The sequence below is a fragment of the Streptomyces sp. NBC_00247 genome (assembly GCF_036188265.1).
Classification (GTDB): Bacteria; Actinomycetota; Actinomycetes; order Streptomycetales; family Streptomycetaceae; genus Streptomyces.
Map to the genome: position 1 here is coordinate 5,651,619 of NZ_CP108093.1, position 23,379 is coordinate 5,674,997.

Consider the following 23,379-nt stretch of genomic DNA (forward strand, 5'->3'; position numbering starts at 1 on the left):
TGTGCCGGACGGAGCGCGCCGTTCGTCCGTCCAGACAAACCGGGGTGGCCGGGTGACGCCACTCCTCGGCGCCGTTCGGTGGGCGGCCGGCCGGACACCGCCCGGTGGACGCGCGACTGCCCCGGGGCCGGAGCCCCGGGGCAGTCTCAGGCGTTCAGCCGGTACGTGACCGTCAGCGGAAGGAGCTGATGTACCCGGCCGCCGGGGTACCGACGCCCGTCACGTCGTCGTACCCCTTGACCGCCGTGAGCGAGGCGTCCTTGCCGAGGGTCCGCAGCGAGGTCAGCAGACCGTCCGTCGCGTCGACGCTGTTGGCGAAGTCGACCCGGGCCACCGCGAGGTCACGGCCCGCACCCAGCGGGTGGTCGGTGACGTCGTGGTACGCCTTCGAGGAGTAGCGGGCGTAGATCGCCGGGTTGGCGAAGCCGATCGACCGGCCGTGCTGCGCCTGCTGCGCGAGGGCCTGGACGCCCGCGATGACCGGCGCCGCCAGCGACGTACCGCCGATGCGGTACTCGTCGTAGCCGAGCGAGCCGTCGGGCAGCGTCTGGGTCTGGCCGACCAGGAAGCCGGTGTTCGGGTCGGCGACCGCCGCGATGTCCGGTTCGGTACGCATCCGGGTCTTGCCGTTCGCCTTGGCGAGCGAGTCCGGCACGACACCGCGCTGGTAGGACGGCTGCTTCACGGTCGAGCTGGTGCCGCCGCCCGCGCCGGAGGTGTAGGCGCCGGGGAAGTCGGTCCAGCTCTTCCCGTCGTCGGAGAGGCCGGCCTTCACCGTGCCCCAGCCGGTCTCCCACTGGTACGCGTCACCCTTGCCGACGGCCAGCGAGGTGCCGCCGACCGACGTCACCCACGCGGAGTTGGACGGGACGTCGACCTGCTTGGTGCCGGTGGACGCGACGTTGTCGCCCGCGTCGCCGGAGGAGAAGTAGAAGCCGATGCCCTCGACCGCGCCCAGCTTGAACACCTGGTCGTAGGCGGCCGCGACGTCCGGGGTCTCGTTGGCCTCGACGTCGCCCCAGGAGTTGGAGACGATGTCGGCGAGCCGGTGGTCGACGACCTTGTCGAGCGAGTCCAGCAGGTCGGCGTCGTAACAGGAGGCGCCGCCCACGTACACGATGTCCGCGGCGGGCGCGACGGCGTGCACGGCCTCCACGTCGAGGGTCTCCTCGCCGTACCAGCCGGACGCCCCGCACTCCTCGGTCGCGGTGTAGTCGGCCGGCAGCACCTGGCTGAGCTGGCCCTTCTTGTACGGGGCGTCGCCGTTGCGCTTGGCGTACTCCGCCGCGTCCTTGGCGATGGTCGGCGAGGCGTACGCGTCGGTGATGGCGACGGTCACGCCCTTGCCGGTCCAGCTGCCCGCACCGTACGCGGAGCGGAGCTGCTTGCCGGTGTAGCCCTTGACCGCGTACGGCACCTTGGAGCCGTACGCGCCGGGCAGCGAGGAGGCGGTGTTCGAGCCGTAATAGGTGGAGAAGGGGCCCGCGTTGCGGAACACCGCGTCCGGCGGCGGGAGTACCTCGTCCTGGCTCGACTTGTGCGGCGCGTTGTCCAGACCGGACACCGCGAGCACGGCTTCGCCCAGCCCGGCCGGCACGGAGGCCGTGGCGGAAGGGGCGCGGTAAGTACGACTGCCCTTGCGGTAGTTGTGCAACTGGGTGGAGAAGGTCTTCTCGGCCGCGGCGACGTCACCGGTGGCGGAGACGTAGTGCTGGTTCGCGCCGGTGACGGTCAGGCCGTTCGAGGTCAGCCACTGGCTGACCTCGTCGATCTGCTGCTGGGTCGCTCCGAACCGGGCCTGTGCCTGGTCGGCGCTCAGGTACTTCCCGTACGAGGAGGACCGCGGGTCGGACACGGCGGCGGCGTACGCGGCGAGCCCCGCGGCGTCCCGTCCGGCGAGGTGCACCCGGACGCTCACCTTGCCGCTGTCGGCAGTGGCGCCCTGGTCCGCCTGGGCGGTCGCCCAGGCGGGCTTGGTGCCCTGCAACGCGTCGCGCCCGCCCGGAGCGGAGTCCGCACTGGCGGACGGTATGCCGAGGGCGAGTGCGCCGGCGAGCAGTGGCAGTGTCGCCGCCATGCTCAGCCCGGCACGTTTTCCGGCGCGGCTGATTCTCATGTAACCCCCTGCGATATGGGTGTTTCGCGTGTGGAGCATGTGCTGGGTGATCTGCACATGTGATCCGCCACTCTTGCGAGGAACCCTTCATGTAGGGGGCATGCATTTACCAAGAAACCGTCAAGGGGTCATACGCGGACGGGGGTTACGGCCGGAAGGGGCGGGAATGCGCGGGCCGGGTCCGGATGCCCGCATCCGTCCGGTCACCCGGCGAGAAGTTCCCCGAGGGCCCTGCGCAGCTCCTCGGCCGCCTCGCGGCCCGCGGGGCGCAGTGGTTCGCGGACGGGGCCGAGGTCCAGCAGCGCCTTGGCGGTGACCGTTCCGGGCAGCCCGGACGCCATCATCAGCTCGGTCAGCCGGGTGTTGCGGGCGTTGAGGAGTGCGGCCTCGCCGGTACGGCCCGCGTCGAAGGCGTCGAGCGGCGCCCGCACCTGGCGGGGCGCGACATTGGCCACCGTGCTCACGTACCCCGCGCCGCCGACCGCGTAGAGAGGCAGGTTGAGCTCCTCGCAGCCGGAGTAGTAGGCGAGCCCCGTGCGTGACAGCACCCCGGTCGTGCCGAGCATGTCGTAGGCGCAGTCCTTCACCGCCACGACGCGGGGGTGCTCCGCGAGCCTCAGCAGGGTCTCCGGCTCGATCCGGGTGCCCGTGCGGCCGGGGATGTCGTACAGCATCAGCGGCAGCCCGGACGCCTCCGCGACGCGAAGGAAGTGCGCCTCGACGGCCTCCTGCGGCGGCCTGCTGTAGTACGGGGTCACCACCAGCAGCCCGTCCGCGCCCGCCTTCTCCGCCTCGCGCGCCAGCTCCACCGTGTGCCGGGTGTCCGCGCTGCCCACGCCCGCCAGGACCGGCACCCCGTCACCCACCGCCTCCCGCACCGCGCGTACCAGCGCCTTCTTCTCGGCGTCCGTCGTGGTCGGGGACTCCCCGGTGGTCCCGCTGAGGACGAGGCCGTCGCAGCCGTCGCGCACCAGGGCGGCGGCGTGGGCGGCCGCGGCGTCCGGATCGAGCGCCCCGGAAGCGGTGAACGGGGTGACCATCGCGCAGAGCGCGCGGCCGAAAGGGCGGGGGCGAGGGCGGTCGGTCGTCATGTGAGGCAGTGTCGACGGGCCCACGCGGCCGGGTCCAGCAAGTTCTGCTTGCCCCGACGATGTAGCGGAGCTGAACGGTGGCGGACACGGCGGACACCGGGCGCGAACCGGAAGGTGCCGTCCGGCCGGCGGCGTCGCCGCGCGTCCGCCGGGTGCCGGGCGAACCGTCCGGGGGCCGGTGGCGTCTCACCTGATCCGGAAGGAACGGGCAGAGCGCCAAGGGGAGCGGATGCGCACACGTGCGGACGGACGGATACGGCGGGGGAGCGGGGCCGCGGCGCTGCTGGGGGCGGGAGCGCTGGTCCTGACCGGCTGCGCGGGAGCCTTCGTACCGGCGGGGGAGGGGGAACCCGCGGCGACGCCCGCCGTCACGCGCGCGCCGGCGTCCCCGGGCGGCCCCGTGGCGGCGGAGACCCTGGACCCCTCGGCCTTCCCCTCCGGGGACATCGCGCTGCCCGCTCCCGCGCCCACGCCTGCCCCCACCGGTGACTGTCCCGCCTCCGGCGCCCGCGTGGACATGGGGCCGGTGGAGACGGCGATGTTCGCGCGGGCCGTCGTGCTGACCCTCGTCAACTGCGGTACCGAGCCCTACCAGGTCGACGGCTACCCCTCGGTCCGGGTCCTGGACGAGAACGGTGACCGGCTGCCGGTCCCGGTCAACGCGGGCCGCTCGATGTTCGGCCCCGACCTCGGCCCCGAGTCGGTGGCGCTGAAGCCCGGCGGGACCATGAAGTCCATCCTCGCCTGGGTCTCGACCAAGGAGGGCGGCGATCTGATCGAGAGCGACTCCCTGGAACTCGCGGCGGCCCCGGACGCCGGATCGCTGAACTTCCCCCTGGTCGGCCACGACCTGCGGCTGATGGACGAGCTGAACACGACCGCCTGGCGCGAGAAGCTGCCGGGCTGACCCGGCGGCCCGGGGCGAGAAGCTGCCGGGCCTGACGTGACGGCCCGGAAGACGCCGGGCCGGACCCGAACGGGCCGGAGCGAGAAGACGCCGGGCCGGACCCGAACGCGCCGGAGCGAGAAGACGCCGGGCCGGACCCGAACGGGCCGGAGCGAGAAGACGCCGGGCCGAACCCGAGGGCTCGGGCCGGCGGGCCGTGGGGGGCCCGGTCAGCGAGCTCCGCCGGACCCGCTCGTCAACCCGCCCCGAGGGGGTCCCCCGTCCGTGGAGCGGCCGGGAAGGGGCACGGCGGAAAGGCCCTAGGCTTGGGCTGCCTGAACCGTGTACGCACCCCGTGCACCCGAGCACGCACCGAGGAGAACCCCCGATGTCCGCAGAGCGCCCCACCCTGCCGCCGGTGCGGCTCCCCGCCGAGGCCGAACTGGCGAGGGACGCCCTGGCCGCGCCGCTGCTGGTGCGTGCCGTGCGCCTCGCCCGCTGGGCCGGGCCCGGTACCCGCGTCGGCGCCGGCGGCGAGCTCGTCGAGGCGCAGCTCCCCGAAGCCGCCGAGCACCTGGGTCTCCCCGCCGACGAGGACGGGGCCGCCCTCGCCAGCGAGGCCTGGCGCCTGGCCGTGGACACCGGCCTGGTGGACGTCACCGATCCCGAAGACACCGCCGGTGCGGGTCGCGCGGCGGACGCGCCCTCCGGTGACGGCGGAACGGCGGAGCCGGCCGAGGGCACGGCCACCCAGGGAGAGAGCCTCGCCCTGCTGACCGGTGGTTCGCCGGCGGACGTCCTCTCCGTCTGGCTCGACGGCCTGGAGGCCGCCTTCGCCGACGCCACCGCCCCGGTCTTCGACGACTTCGCCGATCTGGTCGGGGAGGACGGCTCCGTCGACTTCGGCGCCCTGGACTGGGACCCGGAGGCCGAGGCCGAGTTCCTCGAGGGCGTGCTCGGCAACCTCTACGTGCTCACCCTCGCGGAGGGCGGCCCCGGCGACGGCCCGGTACCGCTGCCCGCGCTCGCCGCGTCCATGATCGTCCCGGACGACATGGGCGAGCCCACCGACGACGTCCTGGAGCAGGTGTCGGAGGCGATGATGCGTCTGGACGACCAGTTCCGGGTGCTGGAACCGATCGGCATCGTGGAGTACCACCCCGTCGACGAGACGCTGATGTTCGAGGAGGGCGAGGCCCAGGCCGCGCCCGAGGGCGACGAGGACGACGTCAGCCGGTACGGCATGGTGAGGCTGACCCCGCTGGGGCTCTACGGCATCAGGACCCGGATGCTGGAGGCGGGGGTGGACGCGCCCGCGATCGGTGACCTCGCGGAGAAGGACGCCACGGCCCTCCTGGACGGTATCGCGTACTACCCCGAGGCGGCCGCCCAGGCGGAGATCGGGCTGTGGATCGCCGGGCGCGGTGACGGCGACGCCGTCGCGACCGCCGCCGACCTGCTCGCCGCAGGCCGGGGCGACGACGAGGGCGCCCCGCTGCGCCGGCTCCACTGCCAGCAGGCGCTGGCCCTCACCGGACCCGGGGCCGAGCCCGCCCTGCGCGCGGTGCTCGGCGACCCCGAGCTGGGCGGGCTCGCCCGGGTCTGGCTCGCGGAGCACGGCGCGACGGACGTCCCGCCGCCGCCGGAGTCCATGGTCTTCTGGCTGGCCGTCGACACGCTCGCCGCACAGCTGGACGCCGACGGCGAGATGGCGGAACTGCAAGGGCTGGTCGAGGAGCTCGTCGGCCGGGACGGCGACTTCTTCGACCAGGTCTGGCGGGTCGAACACCCGGCGACCGCCGAGGTGCTGGACGCCATGGGGCGGCTGCACGGCGACAAGAAGACGGCGAAGGAAGCGCGCAAGGCCGCCTTCAAGGCCCGCTCCCGCGCCGGGTCCTGACGGTTCGTCGACTGCCGCTCGCCGGTGCGGGCGGCAGTCGGCGCCGGGAGGTGGCGCGGACGGGCGCCGGGAAGCGGTTGCGCCGCGGTTGCGCGGCGGGGCGCCGGGGAGCGGCTGCGCGGACGGGCGCGCACCGCGTGCGGAGGTGCCCGTTGCACTGCAAGGGTGTGCCTGGAAGTCGCCCGCGGTTCATATGGAGTTCGCCCGGAGCCGGGACCGTGGGCGCGCCAACGTACCGGACACCGCACAGGAGCCCGTCATGTCGTTCACGCGCAGGGAATTCACCAAGCAGTCCGCCGTCGCCGGCGCCGGCATCGCCCTCACCGGGGCGGTCGGTACCCTCGCCACCGCGCCCGGTGCCCTCGCCGCGGAGCACGACGGCCGCGGCGGTCACGACGAGCACGGCCACGACGACCACGGTCACGAGCACGGCCACTCCAAGGCTCCCGGCTACGGCCCGCTGATCGCCGACCCGAAGGGCATCCTGGCGCTGCCCGCCGGCTTCTCGTACCGGATCATCACGCACAGCGGTGTCACCAAGCTGGAGTCGGGCGAGACCACCCCCTCCAACCACGACGGCACCGCCGCCTTCGAGGGCCCGCGCGGCGTCACCCTCCTGGTCAACAACCACGAGCTGAGCGGTACCCGCGACGGCTGGGCGCGCCCCGTCCCGCTCGCCGAGGGCCTGGTCTACGACCCGGTCGCGGCGGGCGGCTGCACCGTCGTGGAGACCCGCCAGGGCGGCCACACCGCCGAGTGGGTCGGCATCGCCGGTACCTCCACCAACTGCGCGGGCGGCGCGACCCCGTGGGGCACCTGGCTGACCTGCGAGGAGACCGAGGACAAGGCGGGCAAGAACGGCCTCCTCAAGGACCACGGCTACGTCTTCGAGGTCGACCCCTACGACCGGCGCGCCAACCGCGACCCGCGCCCGGTCAAGGCCTTCGGCCGGTACGCCCACGAGGCGGTCGTCATCGACCCGCAGCGCGGCCACGCCTACCTCACCGAGGACGCGGCCACCCCGAACGGGCTGTTCTACCGCTGGGTCCCGCCGCAGGGCTTCAAGCACGGCCGCGGCAAGCTGCGCACGCTCGCCGACGACGCGGGTGTCCTCCAGGCGTTCAAGTGCTTCGACAAGAGCGGCGCCTTCGTGGACGACCTGTCCCGCGCCACCAAGATCGGCACCGTGTACGGCGTCGACTGGGTCGACGTGCCGGACCGCGACGCGAAGACCGTCTCCGTGCGCAAGCAGTTCACCGACACGGAGGTCACCCGCGCCCGCAAGCTCGAAGGCATGTGGTGGAGCGACGGCGGCGTCTACGTCGTCTCCTCGTTCGCCCGCGCGGAGAGCCCCGTCCAGCACGACGGCCAGGTCTGGTTCTACGACACCAAGCGCCGCACGCTGACCCTCAAGGTGCTCCTCGGCGTCAACCCCGACCCGACGAAGGACGGCGCCTTCGACGGCCCGGACAACATCACCGTCTCGCCGTACGGCGGCCTGGTCATCGCCGAGGACGGCGAGGGCGTCCAGCACCTCTTCGGGGCGACCGACAGCGGGGCCACCTACCCGATCGCGCGCAACGACCTGAACGAGGGCACGGCCGAGGCGCCCGTGTACAGCGAGTTCACCGGCGTCACCTTCTCGCCCGACGGCAAGACTCTCTTCGCCAACATCCAGACCCCCGGCATCATGCTCGCCATCACGGGGCCCTGGAAGCGTCAGCCGAAGAAGTAGCGGCTCCGCCCCACCCGCGGGCCGGGCCGGCGCCTCGCGCGCGGCCCGGCCCAGGTGGGGTCCGGCGTCACCCGCGAGGCGCCTCGCGCAGCAACGCCCGCGCCCGCTCGGTCCTGCGGGCGCCCGCCGGGTACGGCAGGGTCCTGGCCAGGGATTCGGCGCGGGCCAGCTCCCTGGCGCCCTCCCGCTCCTGGGCGAGCCGGGAGAGGGCGGTGCCGAGGGCTATCCGGGCCTCCACCTCGGCGAGGCGCTCCCCGGTGCGCTCGGACCGGGTCACCTCGGCGCGGGCCAGGCGCGTCGCGCTCTCGGGGCGTCCCGACAGGAGTTCCGCCCAGGCCACCAGGACCGGGGCGTCGCCGGTGTGGCCGTCCAGGGCGCGCAGCGCGTCGTCGGGTCGGCGTGCGCGCAGGGCGGACTCGGCGCGGGCGGTGCGCACCTCGTACTCGGCCTGGCGGTCGCCGAGGGCGGAGGCGGCGGCGCCGGCGCGGTCCAGGAGGGAAGCGGCTTCCGCGGGGTCGCCGAGGAACGCCCGTACCCGGGCCATCGTGGCCAGGGCGTAGGGGAGGCACCAGGCCTCGTACGCCTCCGCGCCCACCACGGCCTGTTCGGCGAGCGCGCGGGCCGGTTCGGGTTCTTCCAGGAGCAGGCGGAGTTCGGCGAGGTTCCCGCGCTCGAACGCGGCGGCCGTCGGATCGCCGGACTGCTTGGCCAGCCCGAGCGCGCGGGCGCCGATCTCGACGGCCTCGCGCAGCCGGCCGGCCCGCCGCGCGTTCTCCCGCAGCGTCGACAGGACCGTACCGAGCAGCGTCGGGTCGCCGTACGCCTCGGCCGGGGCCAGGGCCTGGTCGCCCGCTTCGCGCGCCTGGTCGAGGTGGCCGGCGAGACCGAGGTTGGCGGCCCGCAGACCGAACGCGCGGGCCGACAGGCCCTGCCCACGGGTCCCCGGCACGTTCCGGGCGGCGGCCAGGGCGTCGAGGGCGGCCTCGGCTCCGGCCATGTACCGGCCCTGGACGCAGCGGATGAGGGAAAGGGCGAGGAAGTGGCCGGTGGCCGGTTCCGGCGCGGTGTCCTCGGTCACCGGGTGGTCCCGCAGGGTCCGCAGGGCGGTGTCCGGGCCGCTCGTCTTGGCGAGCGTCTCGGCGAGCAGCGCCGCCGCGAGGACCGCGTCGTCGTGGTCGCCGCGCCGCTCGAACTCGGTCAGGGCGAGCCGTACCGCGTCGGCGGCCTGCTCGAAGTGGCCCATCCTGCGCAGGACATGGGCGTGCGCGAGCCGGGCGCGGGCCGCGTCGACGTCGAGGCGGGCCACCAGGTCGCGGTAGTAGCGGTCGGCGGCGTCGTTGGCGTACAGAGCGGCGGCCCGTTCGGCGGCCCGGCGCAGGTACTCGGCGGCACGCGGGTCGTCGGCGCGCGCGAAGTGGGAGGCGAGGGTGTCGACGGCGTCGGGGCGCCGCCGCTGGACGGCCTGCGCGAACGCCGCGTGCAACTGCCTGCGGCGGACCACGGCCAGCTGCTCGTAGCAGGTCAGCCGGACCAGCGGATGGCGGAAGGCGACCCCGGCTTCGGGCCGTCCGGCCACCACCACCTGCCGCTCCTCGACGAGCGAGGCGGCGATGGCGCGCTCCAGGGCGTCGGCCGCCGCCGCGCCGGACACCGGCGGGTTGAGCCCGTGCTCGGCGACGTCGAGCAGTTCGGAGAGCGCGGCGTCGCCGCCGGCGACCGAGAGCGCCTCGACCAGGCGGCGCGTGTCCGTGTCGAGCCGTTCGAGCCGGTCGGCCACCAGGTCCCGTACGCCCTCGGGGGCGTAGTCGCCCATGTCGCTGCGGGGCAGGTCGCGGGCGAGTTCGAGGGCGAACAGCGGGTTGCCGAGAGAGAGTTCCCACACCCGGTGGGCCCCGCCGCCGTGGGGCGGCCCGCCACCCGCGTCCCGTACCACCGCCAGGCACGCCTCCTTGTCGAGTCGCTCCAACTCCTCGCGCGCGCAGAGGCGTTGACGCATGAGTGAGGCCACGACCGAGCGGCGCGCGTCGCCGTCGGGAAGCTCCTCCTCGCGGTAGGTCGCCAGGAAGCGCAGTGCCGTCCCCCGCTGCACGGCCCGCCGGGCCAGATGGCCGAGGAGCTGGTACGAGCCGGAGTCGGCGCTGTGCAGATCGTCGAGCACCACCAGCACCGGGCGGACCGCCGCCAGATCACCGAGGAGCGCCGTGCTGGCCCGGAACAGCCGGTCCCGCTCCTCCTCCGGGCTGCGCTCACCGGTCGTCCCCACCTGCCCGAGCGACGGCAGGAACGCGGCGAGTTCGGGGTACTCGGCGCCGACCCGGGCCCGCTCGGCCGCGCTGTGTTCGGCGAGCCAGCCGTCGAGCGCCTCCGCGAACGCCCCGTACGGCGTGTGTCCCCCGGCGTCCTGGCCGCCACCCCAGAGCACGGCCGTACCGGCCGCGGTGGCCCGCCGCGCCACCTCGCCGACCAGGCGGGTCTTCCCCACCCCCGCCTCACCGGTGAGCAGGGTGAGGGGCGGGCCGTCCGCCGCCAGAAGACGGCCCAGCACCGCGTCGCGGCCCCGCAGCGGCGGGGCGGCCGCCGCCCGCAGCGGGGCCGGGAGCAGGGGAGTGGCGGGTACGGGCGCGGGCGCGGCGGCCAGCGCGGCGCGGTGCAGCCGCTCCGTCTCCGGGCCCGGACGCACCCCGAGTTCGGTGTCGAGCGCCTCGCGGCACACGTGGTACTGGTGCACGGCCCGGCGCCGCAGCCCCTGGCGCAGCCAGGCCTCGATGAGGATGCGGTGGGCCAGCTCCTCGGCAGGGCTGCCCGCGAGGACCTGTCCGGCGACGGCCGCCGCATCCGCCGGTGCGCCCCGCTCCAGGTGCTGCCCCGCGAGCCGGAGCAGCAGTTGCTCGCGCAGCAGGACGAGCCGGCCGCGGCGGTCGTCGGCCCAGCGCGCGTACCGGTCCTCCGGCAACAGCTCGCCCGTGAACCGGCCGATCGCGGCGGACAGCTCGTCGACCCCGCCGTCGGCGAGGGCGGTGCGGGCCGAGGCCTCCGCCTCGTCGGCGTCGATCCACACGGTGGCCGGATCGAGATGCAGGAGCGCCCCGTCGGAGACCAGGTACGAGGAGCTGGCGCGTGGGGCGAGTTCGGGTTCCAGGGCGCGGCGGGCGGCGTGCAGGGCGACCCGCAGGCTGCCGGCGGCGGCCTTCGGATCGGCGTCGGGCCAGCAGACGGCGATGGCCTCCTCGCGGTGGAGGCGGTGGCCGGGCACGACGGCGAGCAGCTTCACCAGCGCGCGGGCTCCGGGGCGCGGCCACCGGTCGGCGAGCTCGGGGCCGCCGTCGCGGGTGGCCCTGAATCCGCCGAGCAGGTGCAGGCGCAGCAACGGCGCGGCGGAAGTCGTGCTGTCCGGTCGTTGCGCGTTCATCAGGATGCACTGTAATCGAACACGTTGTGAACCCCCCGGGCGAGGCCCGGGGGGTCCGTTTCATGTCAGGGCGTCAGCCCGTGGGTCAGGAGAGCTTGTACGTGGCGACCTGGTGGATGCCGTTGTCGTCGACCAGGTAACGGCCGCCGAGGTCCTCGGCGAGCCGGTCCGGGGCGTAGTCGTCGCCCTGGAGCGAGAGCACCTCGTCGGTGCCGTCGCCGTCGAGGTCGGCGGCCAGGAAGTTCCGGGCGCCGATCAGGTCGGCGTCGCCGAGAGTCGACTGGAAGGACTGGCCGCTCTCGAAGAAGTCCGCGTCCCCGGCGTAGGCGGAGATGGCCCCCTCGCTGCCGGCGATGAGCAGCTTGCGGCCACCGGGTCCGGTGGCGAACGCGCCGTTGTAGGTCTGGCCGATCACCGAGGCCAGAGCGTCCTCGGTGCCCTCACCGGAGTACCTCCGGAAGGTCGAGGTGCCGGCCTGGTAGAGGCTGCCGTCGTCGGTGAAGAAGCCGCCGTGCGTCCACAGACCGCCCATGGTCGCCGAGTGCACGACCTTGCCGGTGCGGCCGTCGCGGATCTCCATGTAGGTGTGCGGACCGGTGGCGTCGGTGGAGCCGACGCCGGCCTGCGAGGTGATCTCCCACGTGTAGACGACCGCGTGGCCGTCCGCGTACGGGATCTCCGGAGAGGCGAAGGTTCCCTTGTACGTGAGCGCGGCGTGGATGATCCCGTCCGTCGACACGGCCGGGGCCTCGGGCACGAGGCTCCACTTCGTCTTGCCGGTCTTGGCGTTGAGCGCGACCGCGGTCGCCCCCGGGTCGGCCAGGTCGAGCGAGTCGACCTTGGAGTACGAGGCGTAGACCTTGCCGTCCTGGACCGAAGCGTCGGAGAAGATCACGTCGCCGGCGGCCGCGGGCGCCGCGTGGGACCAGATCTTGTGTCCGTCGCCGTAGTAGGCGTTCAGGGTGTTCGTCGGGACGACGATGTCCTGCTCGCCGTCGCCGTCGAGGTCGGCGAGCTCGACGGAGTGGACGAACTGGCCGCCGCTGTCGATGGTGGCCAGCGTCTTGCCGGTCTTGGCGTTGAGGACGACCACGGCGGAGTCGGCGGCGACGACGATCTCGTCCTTGCCGTCCCCGTTGACGTCACCCTTCTCCATGTCGTGCACCGCGCCGGGAACCGTGGCGCGCCACAGCTTCTCGGGCTTGCCGGAGACGAGCGAGGGACCGGAGTAGGCCCACACGCCGTCCGACGAACCGGCCATCACCACGTCGGACTTGCCGTCCTTGTTCACGTCGGCGGTCTGCGCGTAGGAGATGTCCGCCTGGAGCGGCGTGATGCTCTGCTGCTTGCCGTTGCCGAGCTTGAACGTACGGATGTTCTGGCTCTGGTCGATGACACGGACATGGGTGCCCTCGGCGTCGCTGAAGACGTCCTGGTACATCGGCGCGCCGGCGAGACCCTTGTTCTGCCAGACGAGGGCACCCTTGCCCGAGTACACGGTCGTCGCGGCGAAGCTCGCGCCACCCGGGTTCTGCGATCCGGAGATCATGCGGTCGTCGTCGCCCGCGACGACGAGCTTGCCGTCGGCGACCTGGAGACGCCAGACGCTCGGCCCGTTCTGGTTGTTCTCGGCGTCGCGCTTGGTCGTCTGCGACCAGAGCAGTTTGCCGGGTGCGTCGCCGTTGACCACACGCACCGTGTTGGCGTTCACCTGGAGGTAGTTGTCCAGGGAGGACTCGGCGACCGCGTACTCGTCGCCCGCCTTGGCGGTGAGGTCACCGACCGTCAGGGCGGTGGGCAGCACGTTGACCCGGCTGTCCAGCGTCGTGCGGTTGCCGGTCTTCAGGTCGTACGCGGCGACCTCGTACGTCACCGCGTCGTTGACGTCGGACTGCTCGACGGCGACGAGCCGCTTGCGGCCGGCGTCGACGCGCAGCTGACGGCTGTAGAGCAGGCTGTCGGTCTTCCAGGTGACCGAGCCGTCCGCCACGTTCAGGGCGAGGGTGTGACCCCGGCCCTCCACCGTGCTGGTCATCGCGCGGTCCCAGGAGACGGCGACCTTGCCCTTGCCGAGGTCCTGGATGTCGCCCCAGGCGGCGTCGCCCGCCTCACCGGTGTCGTACGTCCACGTGGACGACGGGGTCAGCTTGCCGTCCGCCGAGGAGAAGCGGATGCCGTACAGCTTCGCCGTGTCGGAGGCCGGCGAGTTCATGTTCATCCGGGGCGCGTCGGCGACGAGCAGCGTGCCGTCGACGATCTTGACCATGGTGGCGTAGTCGTACAGCTTCGACCACACCGTCTTGCCGGTCTTGCCGTCGAGGATGGTCACGAAGGTGCCGTTGGGCAGCGACGATCCGGGCGAGGTGAACGGACGGTAGGACGCGATGCCGACGCTCGCAGAGAAGACGATGTCGTCGACGCCGTCACCGGTCAGGTCGCCCGTGGAGTAGCCGGAGTCGGAGGACGGGGTGAACGGCGAGACCGCGTTGTAGCCCATCATGATCCGCACCGGGTACGGCTCGGTCTGCCACGGGCGCAGCGGCTTGACCTGCCAGTCCGCGTAGTACGAGGTGTTGGTGCGCTCCCACACGGACTCACCGTCGGCGGAGTGCAGCTGCACGTTGCCCCGGCTGTGGACGGTGAAGTAGTCGCCGTCCTTGCCGACGGGCACGGTCGCGCCCATGCCCCGCACGCCCTCCAGGGAGGAGGTGCCGGTGAAGGTGACCGGGGCGGCGGCGTCGGTGGTGGCGTCGGTGGACGCGCCGTCCAGCGAGGAACCGGAGCCGGAGGGCTTCGTGTCCGTGCTGTCGCCGGACGTGGGCGCGTCCTCCGCCTGAGGGCTGACCTGGTTCTCGGCCGCGTCACCGTACGGGTCCAGGGCCACGTTCGCGGTCAGCTGCTGCGCCTGGGCGGCCGTCAGCTTCAGGACGCCGTCACCGTCGTCGGCGGCCAGGGCCTGCGGCGCGATGCTCAGGCAGAGCCCGGCGGCGACCAGGGCGGAGGCGAGCTGGAGGCCCCGCCGCGAGTGGAGGTTTCTCATCACTTGGCTCCCTGCGTGAAGCGGATCGCCGAACCGGCGGTGATGACCGACTGGTTGTAGGCGTACTGGAGGGCGTCGGTACCGGCCTGGTTCTGGATGCCGACGGTGGCACCCGCGCCCAGGTCCGCGACCGACTTGTACTGGAGGGTCACCGCGCCGGTCGCCTCGTCGAAGACGGCCTCGAAGGTGGCGCGCCCGGTGGTGCCGTTCGCGTAGGCCGCGTCGTTCCAGACGACGGCGAACGTGCGGCTGCCCTTGGTGCCGGTGGTGGCGGTCTGGACGGACGACTTCTTGTCGAGCGTCAGGTCGTCCCAGAGCGGGGCGATGAAGCCGTTGGGGTTGTACGCGGTCGGCAGCGTGGTGTTCGCGTAGTCACCGACGCGCGGCGCCAGGAAGTTCAGCATGCCGTCGGTGGTGACGGAGGTCGTGGAGTACGAGACCCCGTACAGCTTCACCGAGAAGGGCAGCGAGATCGTCGTGGCGTCCTCGTCACCGGTCAGGGCGACCTTCTTCGAACCGGCGATCCAGGAGTAGGCGGCCGGGGCGCAGCTGTTGCCGGTGGCGTCGGTGCGGGCCGGGACCTGGACGTCCTTGGTCAGGTCGGCGGCGGCGACGGTGGTGGAACCGGTGAAGACGCCGTTGCACAGGACCGGCACGGTCGGCTTCACGGTCAGGGTGTAGGCACCCTCGGCGACCTTCGGCAGCGTGTACTTGCCCTTGGCGTTGGTGACGACCGAGGGGACCGGGGAACCGGTCAGCTCGACGGTCGCGCCGGGCAGGGCCTTGCCGGTGACGTCCAGGACGGTGCCGGTGACCTTGTGCGAGGCGACGGTGGAGAGCGCGAGGTCCTGCGTCAGGGCCTGGTTCTCGGTGATCTCGACCCCGGCGACCTGGGCGGTCGCGTAGCCGTAGCCGCTGAGCGCGAAGTCGTAGGTGCCCGGGTTGAGCGACAGGCGGTAGGTGCCGTCGGTGCCGGTGGTGACCGTGCGGGTGCCGTAGGTGGCGTTGGTGGCCTTGACGACGACGCCGGAGAGGGCGGTGCCGGTGGCCTTGTCGGTGACCTTGCCGCTGACGGTGCCGGCGGTGTGCGGGGCCTTGTCGACGGACGCGAGGATGTCGAGCTTGCCCTCGCCCCAGACGTTGTTCATGCCGGCGGTGCCACCGCAGTGGGTGTCGTCCACGTCACGGGCGCCCTGGTTGAGCAGGTCGCGCGTGCCCTCGATGTCACCGATCAGCGAGGGGGCCGCCGACCACAGCAGCGCGGCCGCGGCCGCGACGTGCGGGGTGGCCATCGAGGTGCCGTTCTCCGTGTTGTACGAAGAACCCGGCCACGTCGACTCGACGTTCACGCCCGGCGCCGAGATGTTCGGCTTCGCCGAACCGTCGACCAGCGACGGGCCGAAACCGGAGAAGGAAGCGATCTTGCCGTTCGCGTCGTACGCGCCGACGCCGTAGGAAGTCACCTGGGAACCGGGGGCGTGCGCGGTGGAGCAGGTGGTGCCGTCACCGTCGTTGCCGGCCGCGAACGCCTCGAAGATGCCCGCGGAGTTCCAGGCCTCGACGATGTCCTGGTAGAACGTCGTGTCGTCGCCGCCCCAGGAGTTGTTGACGATGTTCGGCGCCAGGTCCGGGCGAGGGTTCTGCCCGTTGTGGTCGGTCGGGGCGAGGATCCACTGGCCGGCGGCGAGCAGGTACTCGTCCGAACACTGGCTCGACTCGCAGCCCTTGGCGGCGATCCACTTGGCGTTCGGCGCGACGCCGATGCCGTTCTTGCCGACCATGGTGCCCATGGTGTGGGTGCCGTGACCGTTGTTGTCGCACGGGGTGCCGTCGGCGGGGCACGTCCCGGACGGGTCGTAGAAGTTGTAGTCGTGCGTGAAGGTGCCGTCGCCGTTGTTGCCCCGGTACTGGGCCACCAGGTCGGGGTGGTCGTACTGCACGCCCGAGTCGACGCTGGCGATGACGATGCCCTCGCCGCGGTCGTCGTACTGGTTCCACACGTCGTCGGCGTTGATGTCGGCGACGCCCCACTCGGGGGTGGTGTCACCGTTCGCGGAGGAGTCCGTGGCGCTCTTGGCCGACGAGCCCGCGGCGGAGGGGTTCGTGCGCGACGTGGTGATCTTCGCGTCGGAGGTCTCGCTGTCGTCGAGCTGGTAGTGCCGCTCCTTGACGATGCTCGCGACGTCCGAGCGCTTCGCGAGCTGATTGATCAGGTCCTGGTCACCGGTCACCTTGACGGTGTTCGCGATCCAGTAACCTTCGTGGCTCACCTTTTCCTTGTCGAGGAAAGAGTTGAGCGACTTCTGGCTGGACTTGGCGTGGGCGCGCAGCTCGCCGTAGGCGGCCTTCGCACGGGCCGCGTGGGACTTCTGCTTCTTGGCGGAGGACAGGTCCGCCTGGTCCTTCAGCGTGACGAAGAAGGTCGCCTCGCCACCGCCGTCGACGGCGTCTCGCAGGGCGGAGTCGACCTTCGGGGACGGCGCGGCGTCGGCGGCAGCCGCGGCCGGCGGGCCGATCAGCAGACCGGCGGTGGTGAGCGCGGCGGCCACCAGCGCGGCGGATCTGCGCCGGGACGATCGGGGCAGGTGCATCGGGGGTGCTCCTCCAGGGACGGGAAGGGGGAGCCCGGACGTTAGGGAGGCACCGTTACTCGGGCATTACAGCTCGCGGTGGGCGTCCGGCGGCCCGTGTGCGGGGCGGGGCGCCGCACACCGTCGGGTGAGCGCCGTCCGTCGGCGCCGCGAGAGGGCGGCGCGAGGGGCGGCAGACCGGTCGGCCCCGCCCCGGATTTTCCGGCCGCTTCGCGCCGGCGGGCTCCGGACGCGGCGCCCGCCCGTCGTCGATCCACCGGCCGTTCCCGATCCGCCGGACACTCCCGGGTCTGTGCGAACCGCCACCCCTTCGGGGGTCTTTCGGGCCGGGTGCCCTGCGCGTCGACGCCGCCGCGAGCGCGCCGTGGCGGCGACCGGCCCTGGTCGCGGGCGCATCACGAATGCGGCACTACTGGGCCGAGGGCGGGAACGGGCATAGCGCCGGGCGTCCCGGTGGCGCATACTCAAGGTAATGAAACAGTCAGCCGGATCCCGGCGTCACCTGCCTTCCAGTCCCTTCAACCGCCCGGCCCAGGCGGCCCCACCGGTCGAATGCTTCGACGTGGGCGACCGGGTGTCGCACGACCAGTTCGGCCTCGGGCGGGTTCTCGCTGTCGAGGGCGACAACGACGCAGTCCTCATCGACTTCGCGGGGCGTCAGGGGAGGATCCTGAGCCCGTATTCCAAGCTGACCAAGCTCTGAGAGCTCCAGCGGCGTGCCGGACGGACGTGCCCTCGGGTACGAGCTGCCGTCAGCCGGAGAGCGCCCGCAACCGGGGCACCTGAGAGACACCAGGTGCCCCGGAAGCCGTTGCGGGGCCGTTTCCGTCGCCCACGGGACGCAGGACGTCCCAGGGCCGTACGGCTAGAGCGCCGAGGCGGCGGGCTTCACCATGCCGCGCACGGTGCGTGACTTCACGAACTCGCCCATGGCGGTCATCTCCCACTCGCCGGTGAACTGCTTGATCAGCTTGGCCATCATCACGCCGGTCTGCGGCTCCGTGCTGCTCAGGTCGAAGCGGACCAGCTCCTCGCCGGTGGCCGCGTCGAGCAGCCGGCAGTACGCCTTCGCCACCTCGGTGAACTTCTGGCCGGTGAAGGAGTTCACCGTGAAGACCAGGCCGGTGGCCTCGGCGGGGATGCGGCCGAGGTCCACGACGATCACCTCGTCGTCCCCCGCGCCCTCGCCGGTGAGGTTGTCGCCGGAGTGCTTGATCGCGCCGTTGAGGATGGACAGCTTGCCGAAGTAGCAGCTGTCCAGGTGCTTGCGGTCGGGGCCGTAGGCGATCACCGAGGCGTCCAGGTCGATGTCCTTGCCCCGGAACGCGGGCTCCCAGCCGAGGCCCATCTTGACCTGCGAGAGCAGCGGACGGCCGCCCTTGACCAGCGAGACCGTCTGGTTCTTCTGGAGGCTGACCCGGCCCTTGTCGAGATTGATCTTCCCGGAGGACGCGGGGGCCGGGGGAGCGGCGGGGGGTGCGGGCGGCATCGGTGGCATCGGCGGTGCGATCCTCGGGTCCGCGGGCGCTGCCTGCGGGTACGCCTGGGCTGCCGGGGCCGGGGGAGCGGCCTGGGCGGCGGGCTCCTCCTCCACGGTCACGCCGAAGTCCGTGGCGATGCCCGCCAGGCCGTTGGCGTACCCCTGGCCTACGGCGCGGGCCTTCCAGGCGCCCTGGCGGCGGTAGATCTCGATGACCACGAGTGCCGTCTCGGCGCCCAAGCGCGGCGGGGTGAAGGAGGCGAGGACGCCGCCGTTGTCGGCGTCGCGCACGGTGGCGGTGGGCTCGATGCCCTGGAAGCTCTGGCCCTCCGCGTCGGGGCTCGCGGTGACGACGATCTTCTCGATGCCGGGCGGCACCGCGGCGGTGTCCACCACGATCGAGTCCGGCGCCGTGCCACCGCCGGAGCGGTAGGTCACGCCGGGGCCCGAGGGCTGGTTGTAGAAGATGAAGTCGTCGTCGGAGCGGACCTTGCCGTCGGCGGAGAGCAGCAGGCCCGAGACGTCGAGCCGCACCGGGGCGGTCACGTCCACCGCCACGCGGGCGGCGGAGAGAGGGATGTTCGAGCCGGGGGTCATTGCGGTCATGACCGGGGTAACGAACGACCCGGCTTTGCCGTTCCCTTACCTTCCGTGACGGTTCACCCGTCCGGGGGGAGCACGCCGGAAGTCCCGCGCGCCCCTCCGGCCCGCCCGTCGCCTTTTGGCTCGTACCTCTGCGGCTCGTACCTCTGCGGCCCGCGCGTGGCCGCCCGGCCCCGGCTCAGTACGGCCAGATCGGCGGATCGGTGACGAAGGGCCCGCCGACGTGGGTCTGGGCCGGATCGTCCGGGTCCAGCTCGCCGAACTCGGCGACCAGCTTCTGCGCGAACCGCTCCGAGTCGTCCTGCGGCTCGTACCCGAGTGCCCGGGCGGTTGACAGGTCCCACCACAGGCGGGTGTTGGCGGACGAGCCGTAGACCACGGTGTGGGCGACGTCCGGGGCGGTGAGCGCCGCGTGGAAGAGGCGGGCGCCGTCCTCGGGGCTGAGCCAGACCGACAGCATCCGCACCGAGGTCGGCTCGCGGAAGCAGGAGCCGATCCGGACGGACACGGTCTCGATGCCGTGCTGGTCCTGGTAGAGCTGGGCCAAGTCCTCGCCGAAGGACTTGGAGAGGCCGTAGAAGGTGTCGGGGCGCCGGGGGGTGTCCACCGGGATCAGCGGCTCACCGGCCGCCGGCGCGGGGGTCCAGCCGATCGCGTGGTTGGAGGAGGCGAACACGATCCGGCGCACGCCCTCCTCGCGGGCCGCCTCGTACAGGTTGTACGTGCCCTCGATGTTGGCGCGCAGGATCTTGTCGAAGGAGGCTTCCAGCGAGATGCCGGCGAGGTGGATGATCGCGTCGACGCCGCGTACGGCCTCGCGCAGCGCCTCCCGGTCGGCCAGGTCGGCGGTGATCGCGCCCGGCTCGCCCTCGATCGGCACGAGGTCGAAGAGGCGCAGCTCGTAGCCGTACGCGGGGAGCAGTCCGCGCATCAGCGTGCCGAGACCGCCTGCGGCTCCGGTGAGCAGGATCGTGCGGGGAGCGGGCAAACCGGGCACTGGGCCTCCTCGGCGCGGCGAGACTGAGCCGCAACGCGCCAGATCCATGGATGACATTCACATGCGTGGACAACGTAGGGACGGGCGGCCGCCTGCGTCAAGAGTTCGCGGCCGCGCCGAACTCGCCTCGGGTGTCACGGTTTCCACCTTGACCGGCCCCCGGACGCTGCTTTAGCGTGACGTCGTTCATGAATATGGACGCAAATCAGAGTTGTGTACGCCCGGAACTCGCTCAGGGAGCGCCCGTGACCTCAGCCCCCCTCGCCGCCCGGCTCACCGAAGTCGCCGGGCCGCTCTTCTTCCCCGTCACCGCGTACGGCCCGGACGGGGACGTGGACCTCGTCGCGTTCCGCCGTCACGTGCGAGCCGGTGTCGACGCCGGTGCGGCGGCCGTCTTCGCCTGCTGCGGCACCGGTGAATTCCACGCGCTGACGCCCGCCGAGTTCGGCCGGGTCGTCGCCGCGGCGGTCGAGGAGACAGCCGGACAGGTGCCCGTCGTCGCCGGCGCGGGTTACGGCACCGCGCTGGCGGTGCAGTACGCCGAGCTCGCCGAGGAGGCCGGCGCGGACGGGCTCCTCGCCATGCCCCCGTACCTCGTCGTCGCCGACCAGGCGGGACTGCTCGCGCACTACACCGCGCTCGCCGCGGCCACCCGCCTGGAGACGATCGTCTACCAGCGCGACAACGCCGTCTTCACCCCCGAGACCGTCGTCGCCCTGGCCCGCACGCCCGGCATCATCGGCCTCAAGGACGGGGTCGGCGACCTGGACCTGATGCAGCGCATCGTCAGCGCCGTGCGCACCGCGCTGCCCGGCGGCGACTTCCTGTACTTCAACGGGCTGCCCACCGCCGAACTCACCGGGCTCGCCTACCGGGGCATCGGCGTCACGCTCTACTCCTCCGCTGTCTTCGCCTTCGCCCCCGACATCGCGCTCGCCTTCTACCGCGCGCTCGCGTCGGGCGACGACGAGCTGGCCGACGCCCTGCTGGACCGCTTCTACCGGCCGCTGGTCGAACTGCGCGCCAAAGGGCGCGGCTACGCCGTCTCCCTGGTCAAGGCCGCCGTACGGCTCCAAGGGCTCGACGTCGGCGAGGTGCGCACCCCGCTCACCGAACCGCCCGCCGCGCACGTCAAGGAACTCGCGCAGATCATCGACGACGGCAGGGCCCTGCTGGCGGAGCGCGCCGTGGAGGGCGGGGCGTGAAGACCTCGGCCTTCCTCTACCCCTGGGACGTCGTCGGTGACCCGGACGCCGCCGCCCGCATCGCGGGACTCGGTGTCCAGCAGGTGACCCTCGCCTCGGCGTACCACTCCACCCGGGCCCTCACCCCCCGCCATCCCACGACCCGGATCGTCACCGCTCCGTACGCCGCGGTGCTCTACCCGCCGGACGAGAAGCGCTGGGCCGGGCGGGAGCCCGCGCCCCGACGGCAGAACTGGACCCCGGGCGAGGACCCTTGGGCCGCCGCCGCCGAAGCCCTGGTGGACGCCGGTCTGGAGGTGCACAGTTGGGTCGTGCTCGCGCACGACTCCCGCCTCGGCGAGGAGTTCCCCGGGAGGTCCGTGGTCAACGCCTACGGCGACCGCTACCCGTGGGCCCCCTGCGTCGCCCGGCCCGAGGTCCGCGCCCATCTCGTGGACCTGGCAGCCGAGGCGGCCACCCGGCCCGGCGCGCGCGGCACCGAACTGGAGTCGTGCGGCTGGTACGGCTTCGCGCACCTGCACGGGCACGACAAGGTCCAGGGAGTGGCGCTCGGTGAGGCCGCCCAGTACCTGATGTCGCTCTGCTTCTGCTCGGAGTGCGCCGCCGGATACGCCCGGCACGGGCTCGACCCGGACGGACTGGGCATCGCGGTGCGCCGCGCGCTGGAGCCCGTGTGGACGGGTGCCGAACCCGCCCCGGGCTGGGCGGGCGTGGAGGAGCTGCTCGGTGCCGAACGGGCGGCGGCCACCCTCGGATGGCGTCGCGAGGCCGCTCACGGCCTTCAGGAAGCCGCTGTCTCCGCCGTGCGGGAAGCGGCGGCCGCGTCCGGGGCGGGCTTCCAGGTCCTGCTGCACGCGGACCCGGCGTTCCACCGCACCGGCGCCAACGTCGGGGTCGATCCCGGCCACATCCTCTCCGTCGCCGACGGCGTGGTGCTGCCGTGCACCGGAGGCGACGCCGCCCGTGAGGCGGTCCTCGGGCCGTTCGCGGACCACCGGGGCGTCCTCGCCGCCAACTTCGGCGTGGTCTCCGGCATGGGCGGCAGCCCCGCCACGCTGGAACGGGACGCCGCCCACGCCGCGTCCCTGGGCGCCACCGAACTCCGGCTCTACCACGCGGGACTCGCCTCCGACGCCGACCTCGCGGCCGTCTCCGGCGCGCTGGGCCGTATCGCCGGACGGGGCGAGGCGTAGCCGCAGACGTATCAACGCATGAGACGGCCCGTACCGGAATCCGGTACGGGCGACACCGGCGACGGCGGCCGGTCCACGACGACCGGCGGGAGCCCTGACCTCCCGCCGGTCGTCGCCATGCCCCCGGGAGGGCCGCCCGGTGCCGCGTCCGGCCGCGATCGTGCTCCGCCCGCCGCCCGGACGATTCCCGCGCCCCGCGCCCGTACCCCGGCGGCCGAGGACCCGCCGTCGGACCACCGCCGCGACCTGCGCCGCAGCGGCCGCAGGACCGGCTCGCGGCCGACCTCCCGCGTCGGCACACGGCATGACACCGGGAAAGTCGGCCGAACTTCTTCTGTCCGAAGCGTTGACGAAACATTCGCGCCCGCTCTAGCTTCATCGCGTCGTACTTCGTACGTCATATATGAGACGCGATACGCGAGATGCGAGAGCCCTTCATGACTTTTGCTCCCACCCCGATCCCGTCCAGGACGCAGTTCGTGCTGGAGGCGATCAAGCACGCGATCCTGACGGCCCAGTTGCAGCCGGGGCAGGCACTCGTGGAGACCGAACTCGCCGCGCGGTTCGGGGTGTCGAAGACACCGGTGCGCGAGGCCCTGAAGACGCTCGCCGGGACCGGTCTGGTGGTCATGAGCCAGTACAAGGGCGCCACCGTCAGGCTCGTCGACGCGGAGATGGCCCGCGAGGTCTACGACGTGCGCCTGCTCCTCGAACCGGAGGCGCTGCGCCGCACGATCACCTGCGGGGCGTCGCTGGACGCGGCCCAGGAGGCCCTGGAGCGGGCCGACTCGGCACCCGACAAGGCCGACCGGTCGCTCGCCAACCGGGACTTCCACCGGGCCCTCTACCTGCCGTGCGGCAACCCGCTGCTGGGCCGGATGCTCGACGAGGTCCGCGACCAGGCCGCGCTGGTCTCCACCGTCGCCTGGGCGGCGGATCCGTCGTGGGAGCGCGAGGCGGCCGAACACCGGGAGATCCTGCGGCTCGCGCTCGGTGCGGACGCGGCGGGTGCGGCGGCGGCTCTCCACGAGCACATCGCGTCGTTCGTGCGCCGCGCGTTCCCCGACGGCCTCGACGGCTCAGCCGGCACCGCCGACGCCACCGAGGGCGGCCAGGCGTGAACCACATCGACG

The 23,379-nt window shown here is 72.9% G+C and carries 14 protein-coding genes; 7 read left to right on the plus strand and 7 right to left on the minus strand.

Going from position 1 to position 23,379, the window contains the following annotated elements; genetic code table 11:
- Window positions 1–172 precede the first annotated feature (172 nt).
- Window positions 173–2,116: a S53 family peptidase gene (locus OHT52_RS24610; protein WP_328722344.1), complete on the minus strand. Its 1,944-nt coding sequence runs from the start codon at window positions 2,114–2,116 to the stop codon at window positions 173–175.
- 203 nt (window positions 2,117–2,319) lie between these two features.
- On the minus strand, window positions 2,320–3,207 hold the full coding sequence (gene dapA, locus OHT52_RS24615; protein WP_328722345.1) for a 4-hydroxy-tetrahydrodipicolinate synthase: 888 nt from the start codon (window positions 3,205–3,207) through the stop codon (window positions 2,320–2,322).
- 229 nt (window positions 3,208–3,436) lie between these two features.
- On the opposite strand from dapA, the gene OHT52_RS24620 reads away from it, so the two are divergent.
- From OHT52_RS24620 to OHT52_RS24630, 3 genes are all read left to right on the plus strand, one after another.
- Window positions 3,437–4,114 (plus strand): DUF4232 domain-containing protein, encoded by a 678-nt coding sequence (locus OHT52_RS24620; RefSeq protein WP_328722346.1) that lies wholly within the window; start codon window positions 3,437–3,439, stop codon window positions 4,112–4,114.
- 367 nt (window positions 4,115–4,481) lie between these two features.
- On the plus strand, window positions 4,482–5,993 hold the full coding sequence (locus OHT52_RS24625) for a hypothetical protein (protein WP_328722347.1): 1,512 nt from the start codon (window positions 4,482–4,484) through the stop codon (window positions 5,991–5,993).
- Between the two features lie 259 nt (window positions 5,994–6,252).
- Window positions 6,253–7,728, plus strand: coding sequence for an alkaline phosphatase PhoX (locus OHT52_RS24630; protein WP_328722348.1), 1,476 nt, complete (start codon window positions 6,253–6,255; stop codon window positions 7,726–7,728).
- 67 nt (window positions 7,729–7,795) lie between these two features.
- On the opposite strand, the gene OHT52_RS24635 is transcribed toward OHT52_RS24630, so the two are convergent.
- The 3 genes from OHT52_RS24635 to OHT52_RS24645 form a co-directional block, all read right to left on the minus strand.
- Complete coding sequence (locus OHT52_RS24635; protein ID WP_328722349.1) at window positions 7,796–11,137, minus strand: ATP-binding protein; 3,342 nt, start codon at window positions 11,135–11,137, stop codon at window positions 7,796–7,798.
- A gap of 85 nt (window positions 11,138–11,222) precedes the next feature.
- Window positions 11,223–14,177 carry an FG-GAP repeat domain-containing protein gene (locus OHT52_RS24640; RefSeq protein ID WP_328722350.1) on the minus strand — a complete coding sequence of 985 codons (2,955 nt, stop codon included), beginning with the start codon at window positions 14,175–14,177 and terminating at the stop codon, window positions 11,223–11,225.
- On the minus strand, window positions 14,177–16,768 hold the full coding sequence (locus OHT52_RS24645; RefSeq protein WP_328722352.1) for a S8 family serine peptidase: 2,592 nt from the start codon (window positions 16,766–16,768) through the stop codon (window positions 14,177–14,179). Before OHT52_RS24645 ends, OHT52_RS24640 begins: the two co-directional genes overlap by 1 nt.
- 472 nt (window positions 16,769–17,240) lie before the next feature.
- Between OHT52_RS24645 and OHT52_RS24650 the strand changes: the two genes are divergently transcribed.
- Entirely contained in the window at window positions 17,241–17,471 is a 231-nt protein-coding gene (locus tag OHT52_RS24650; protein ID WP_266703095.1) for a hypothetical protein, read from the plus strand.
- A 162-nt stretch (window positions 17,472–17,633) separates the two neighbouring features.
- On the opposite strand, the gene OHT52_RS24655 is transcribed toward OHT52_RS24650, so the two are convergent.
- Both OHT52_RS24655 and OHT52_RS24660 read right to left on the minus strand, forming a co-directional pair.
- On the minus strand, window positions 17,634–18,854 hold the full coding sequence (locus OHT52_RS24655; RefSeq protein ID WP_328722353.1) for a TerD family protein: 1,221 nt from the start codon (window positions 18,852–18,854) through the stop codon (window positions 17,634–17,636).
- A gap of 175 nt (window positions 18,855–19,029) precedes the next feature.
- Complete coding sequence (locus OHT52_RS24660; protein WP_328723885.1) at window positions 19,030–19,839, minus strand: NAD-dependent epimerase/dehydratase family protein; 810 nt, start codon at window positions 19,837–19,839, stop codon at window positions 19,030–19,032.
- Between the two features lie 254 nt (window positions 19,840–20,093).
- Between OHT52_RS24660 and OHT52_RS24665 the strand changes: the two genes are divergently transcribed.
- The 3 genes from OHT52_RS24665 to OHT52_RS24675 all read left to right on the plus strand — a co-directional run bounded on the left by OHT52_RS24665 (window position 20,094) and on the right by OHT52_RS24675 (window position 23,367).
- On the plus strand, window positions 20,094–21,053 hold the full coding sequence (locus OHT52_RS24665; RefSeq protein WP_328722354.1) for a 5-dehydro-4-deoxyglucarate dehydratase: 960 nt from the start codon (window positions 20,094–20,096) through the stop codon (window positions 21,051–21,053).
- Window positions 21,050–22,246, plus strand: coding sequence for a hypothetical protein (locus OHT52_RS24670; protein ID WP_328722355.1), 1,197 nt, complete (start codon window positions 21,050–21,052; stop codon window positions 22,244–22,246). The genes OHT52_RS24665 and OHT52_RS24670 overlap by 4 nt, the downstream gene beginning before the upstream one ends.
- A gap of 437 nt (window positions 22,247–22,683) precedes the next feature.
- Window positions 22,684–23,367, plus strand: a complete 684-nt coding sequence (locus OHT52_RS24675) for a GntR family transcriptional regulator (RefSeq protein ID WP_328722356.1) — start codon at window positions 22,684–22,686, stop codon at window positions 23,365–23,367.
- Window positions 23,368–23,379 lie beyond the last annotated feature (12 nt).

What these genes read in the sequence shown, in the direction of transcription:
- OHT52_RS24610 (WP_328722344.1), bottom strand. Translation starts at nt 2,116, where the DNA reads ATGAGAATCAGCCGCGCCGGAAAACGTGCCGGGCTGAGCATGGCGGCG.
- dapA (WP_328722345.1), bottom strand. Translation starts at nt 3,207, where the DNA reads ATGACGACCGACCGCCCTCGCCCCCGCCCTTTCGGCCGCGCGCTCTGC.
- OHT52_RS24620 (WP_328722346.1), top strand. Translation starts at nt 3,437, where the DNA reads ATGCGCACACGTGCGGACGGACGGATACGGCGGGGGAGCGGGGCCGCG.
- OHT52_RS24625 (WP_328722347.1), top strand. Translation starts at nt 4,482, where the DNA reads ATGTCCGCAGAGCGCCCCACCCTGCCGCCGGTGCGGCTCCCCGCCGAG.
- OHT52_RS24630 (WP_328722348.1), top strand. Translation starts at nt 6,253, where the DNA reads ATGTCGTTCACGCGCAGGGAATTCACCAAGCAGTCCGCCGTCGCCGGC.
- OHT52_RS24635 (WP_328722349.1), bottom strand. Translation starts at nt 11,137, where the DNA reads ATGAACGCGCAACGACCGGACAGCACGACTTCCGCCGCGCCGTTGCTG.
- OHT52_RS24640 (WP_328722350.1), bottom strand. Translation starts at nt 14,177, where the DNA reads ATGAGAAACCTCCACTCGCGGCGGGGCCTCCAGCTCGCCTCCGCCCTG.
- OHT52_RS24645 (WP_328722352.1), bottom strand. Translation starts at nt 16,768, where the DNA reads ATGCACCTGCCCCGATCGTCCCGGCGCAGATCCGCCGCGCTGGTGGCC.
- OHT52_RS24650 (WP_266703095.1), top strand. Translation starts at nt 17,241, where the DNA reads ATGAAACAGTCAGCCGGATCCCGGCGTCACCTGCCTTCCAGTCCCTTC.
- OHT52_RS24655 (WP_328722353.1), bottom strand. Translation starts at nt 18,854, where the DNA reads ATGACCGCAATGACCCCCGGCTCGAACATCCCTCTCTCCGCCGCCCGC.
- OHT52_RS24675 (WP_328722356.1), top strand. Translation starts at nt 22,684, where the DNA reads ATGACTTTTGCTCCCACCCCGATCCCGTCCAGGACGCAGTTCGTGCTG.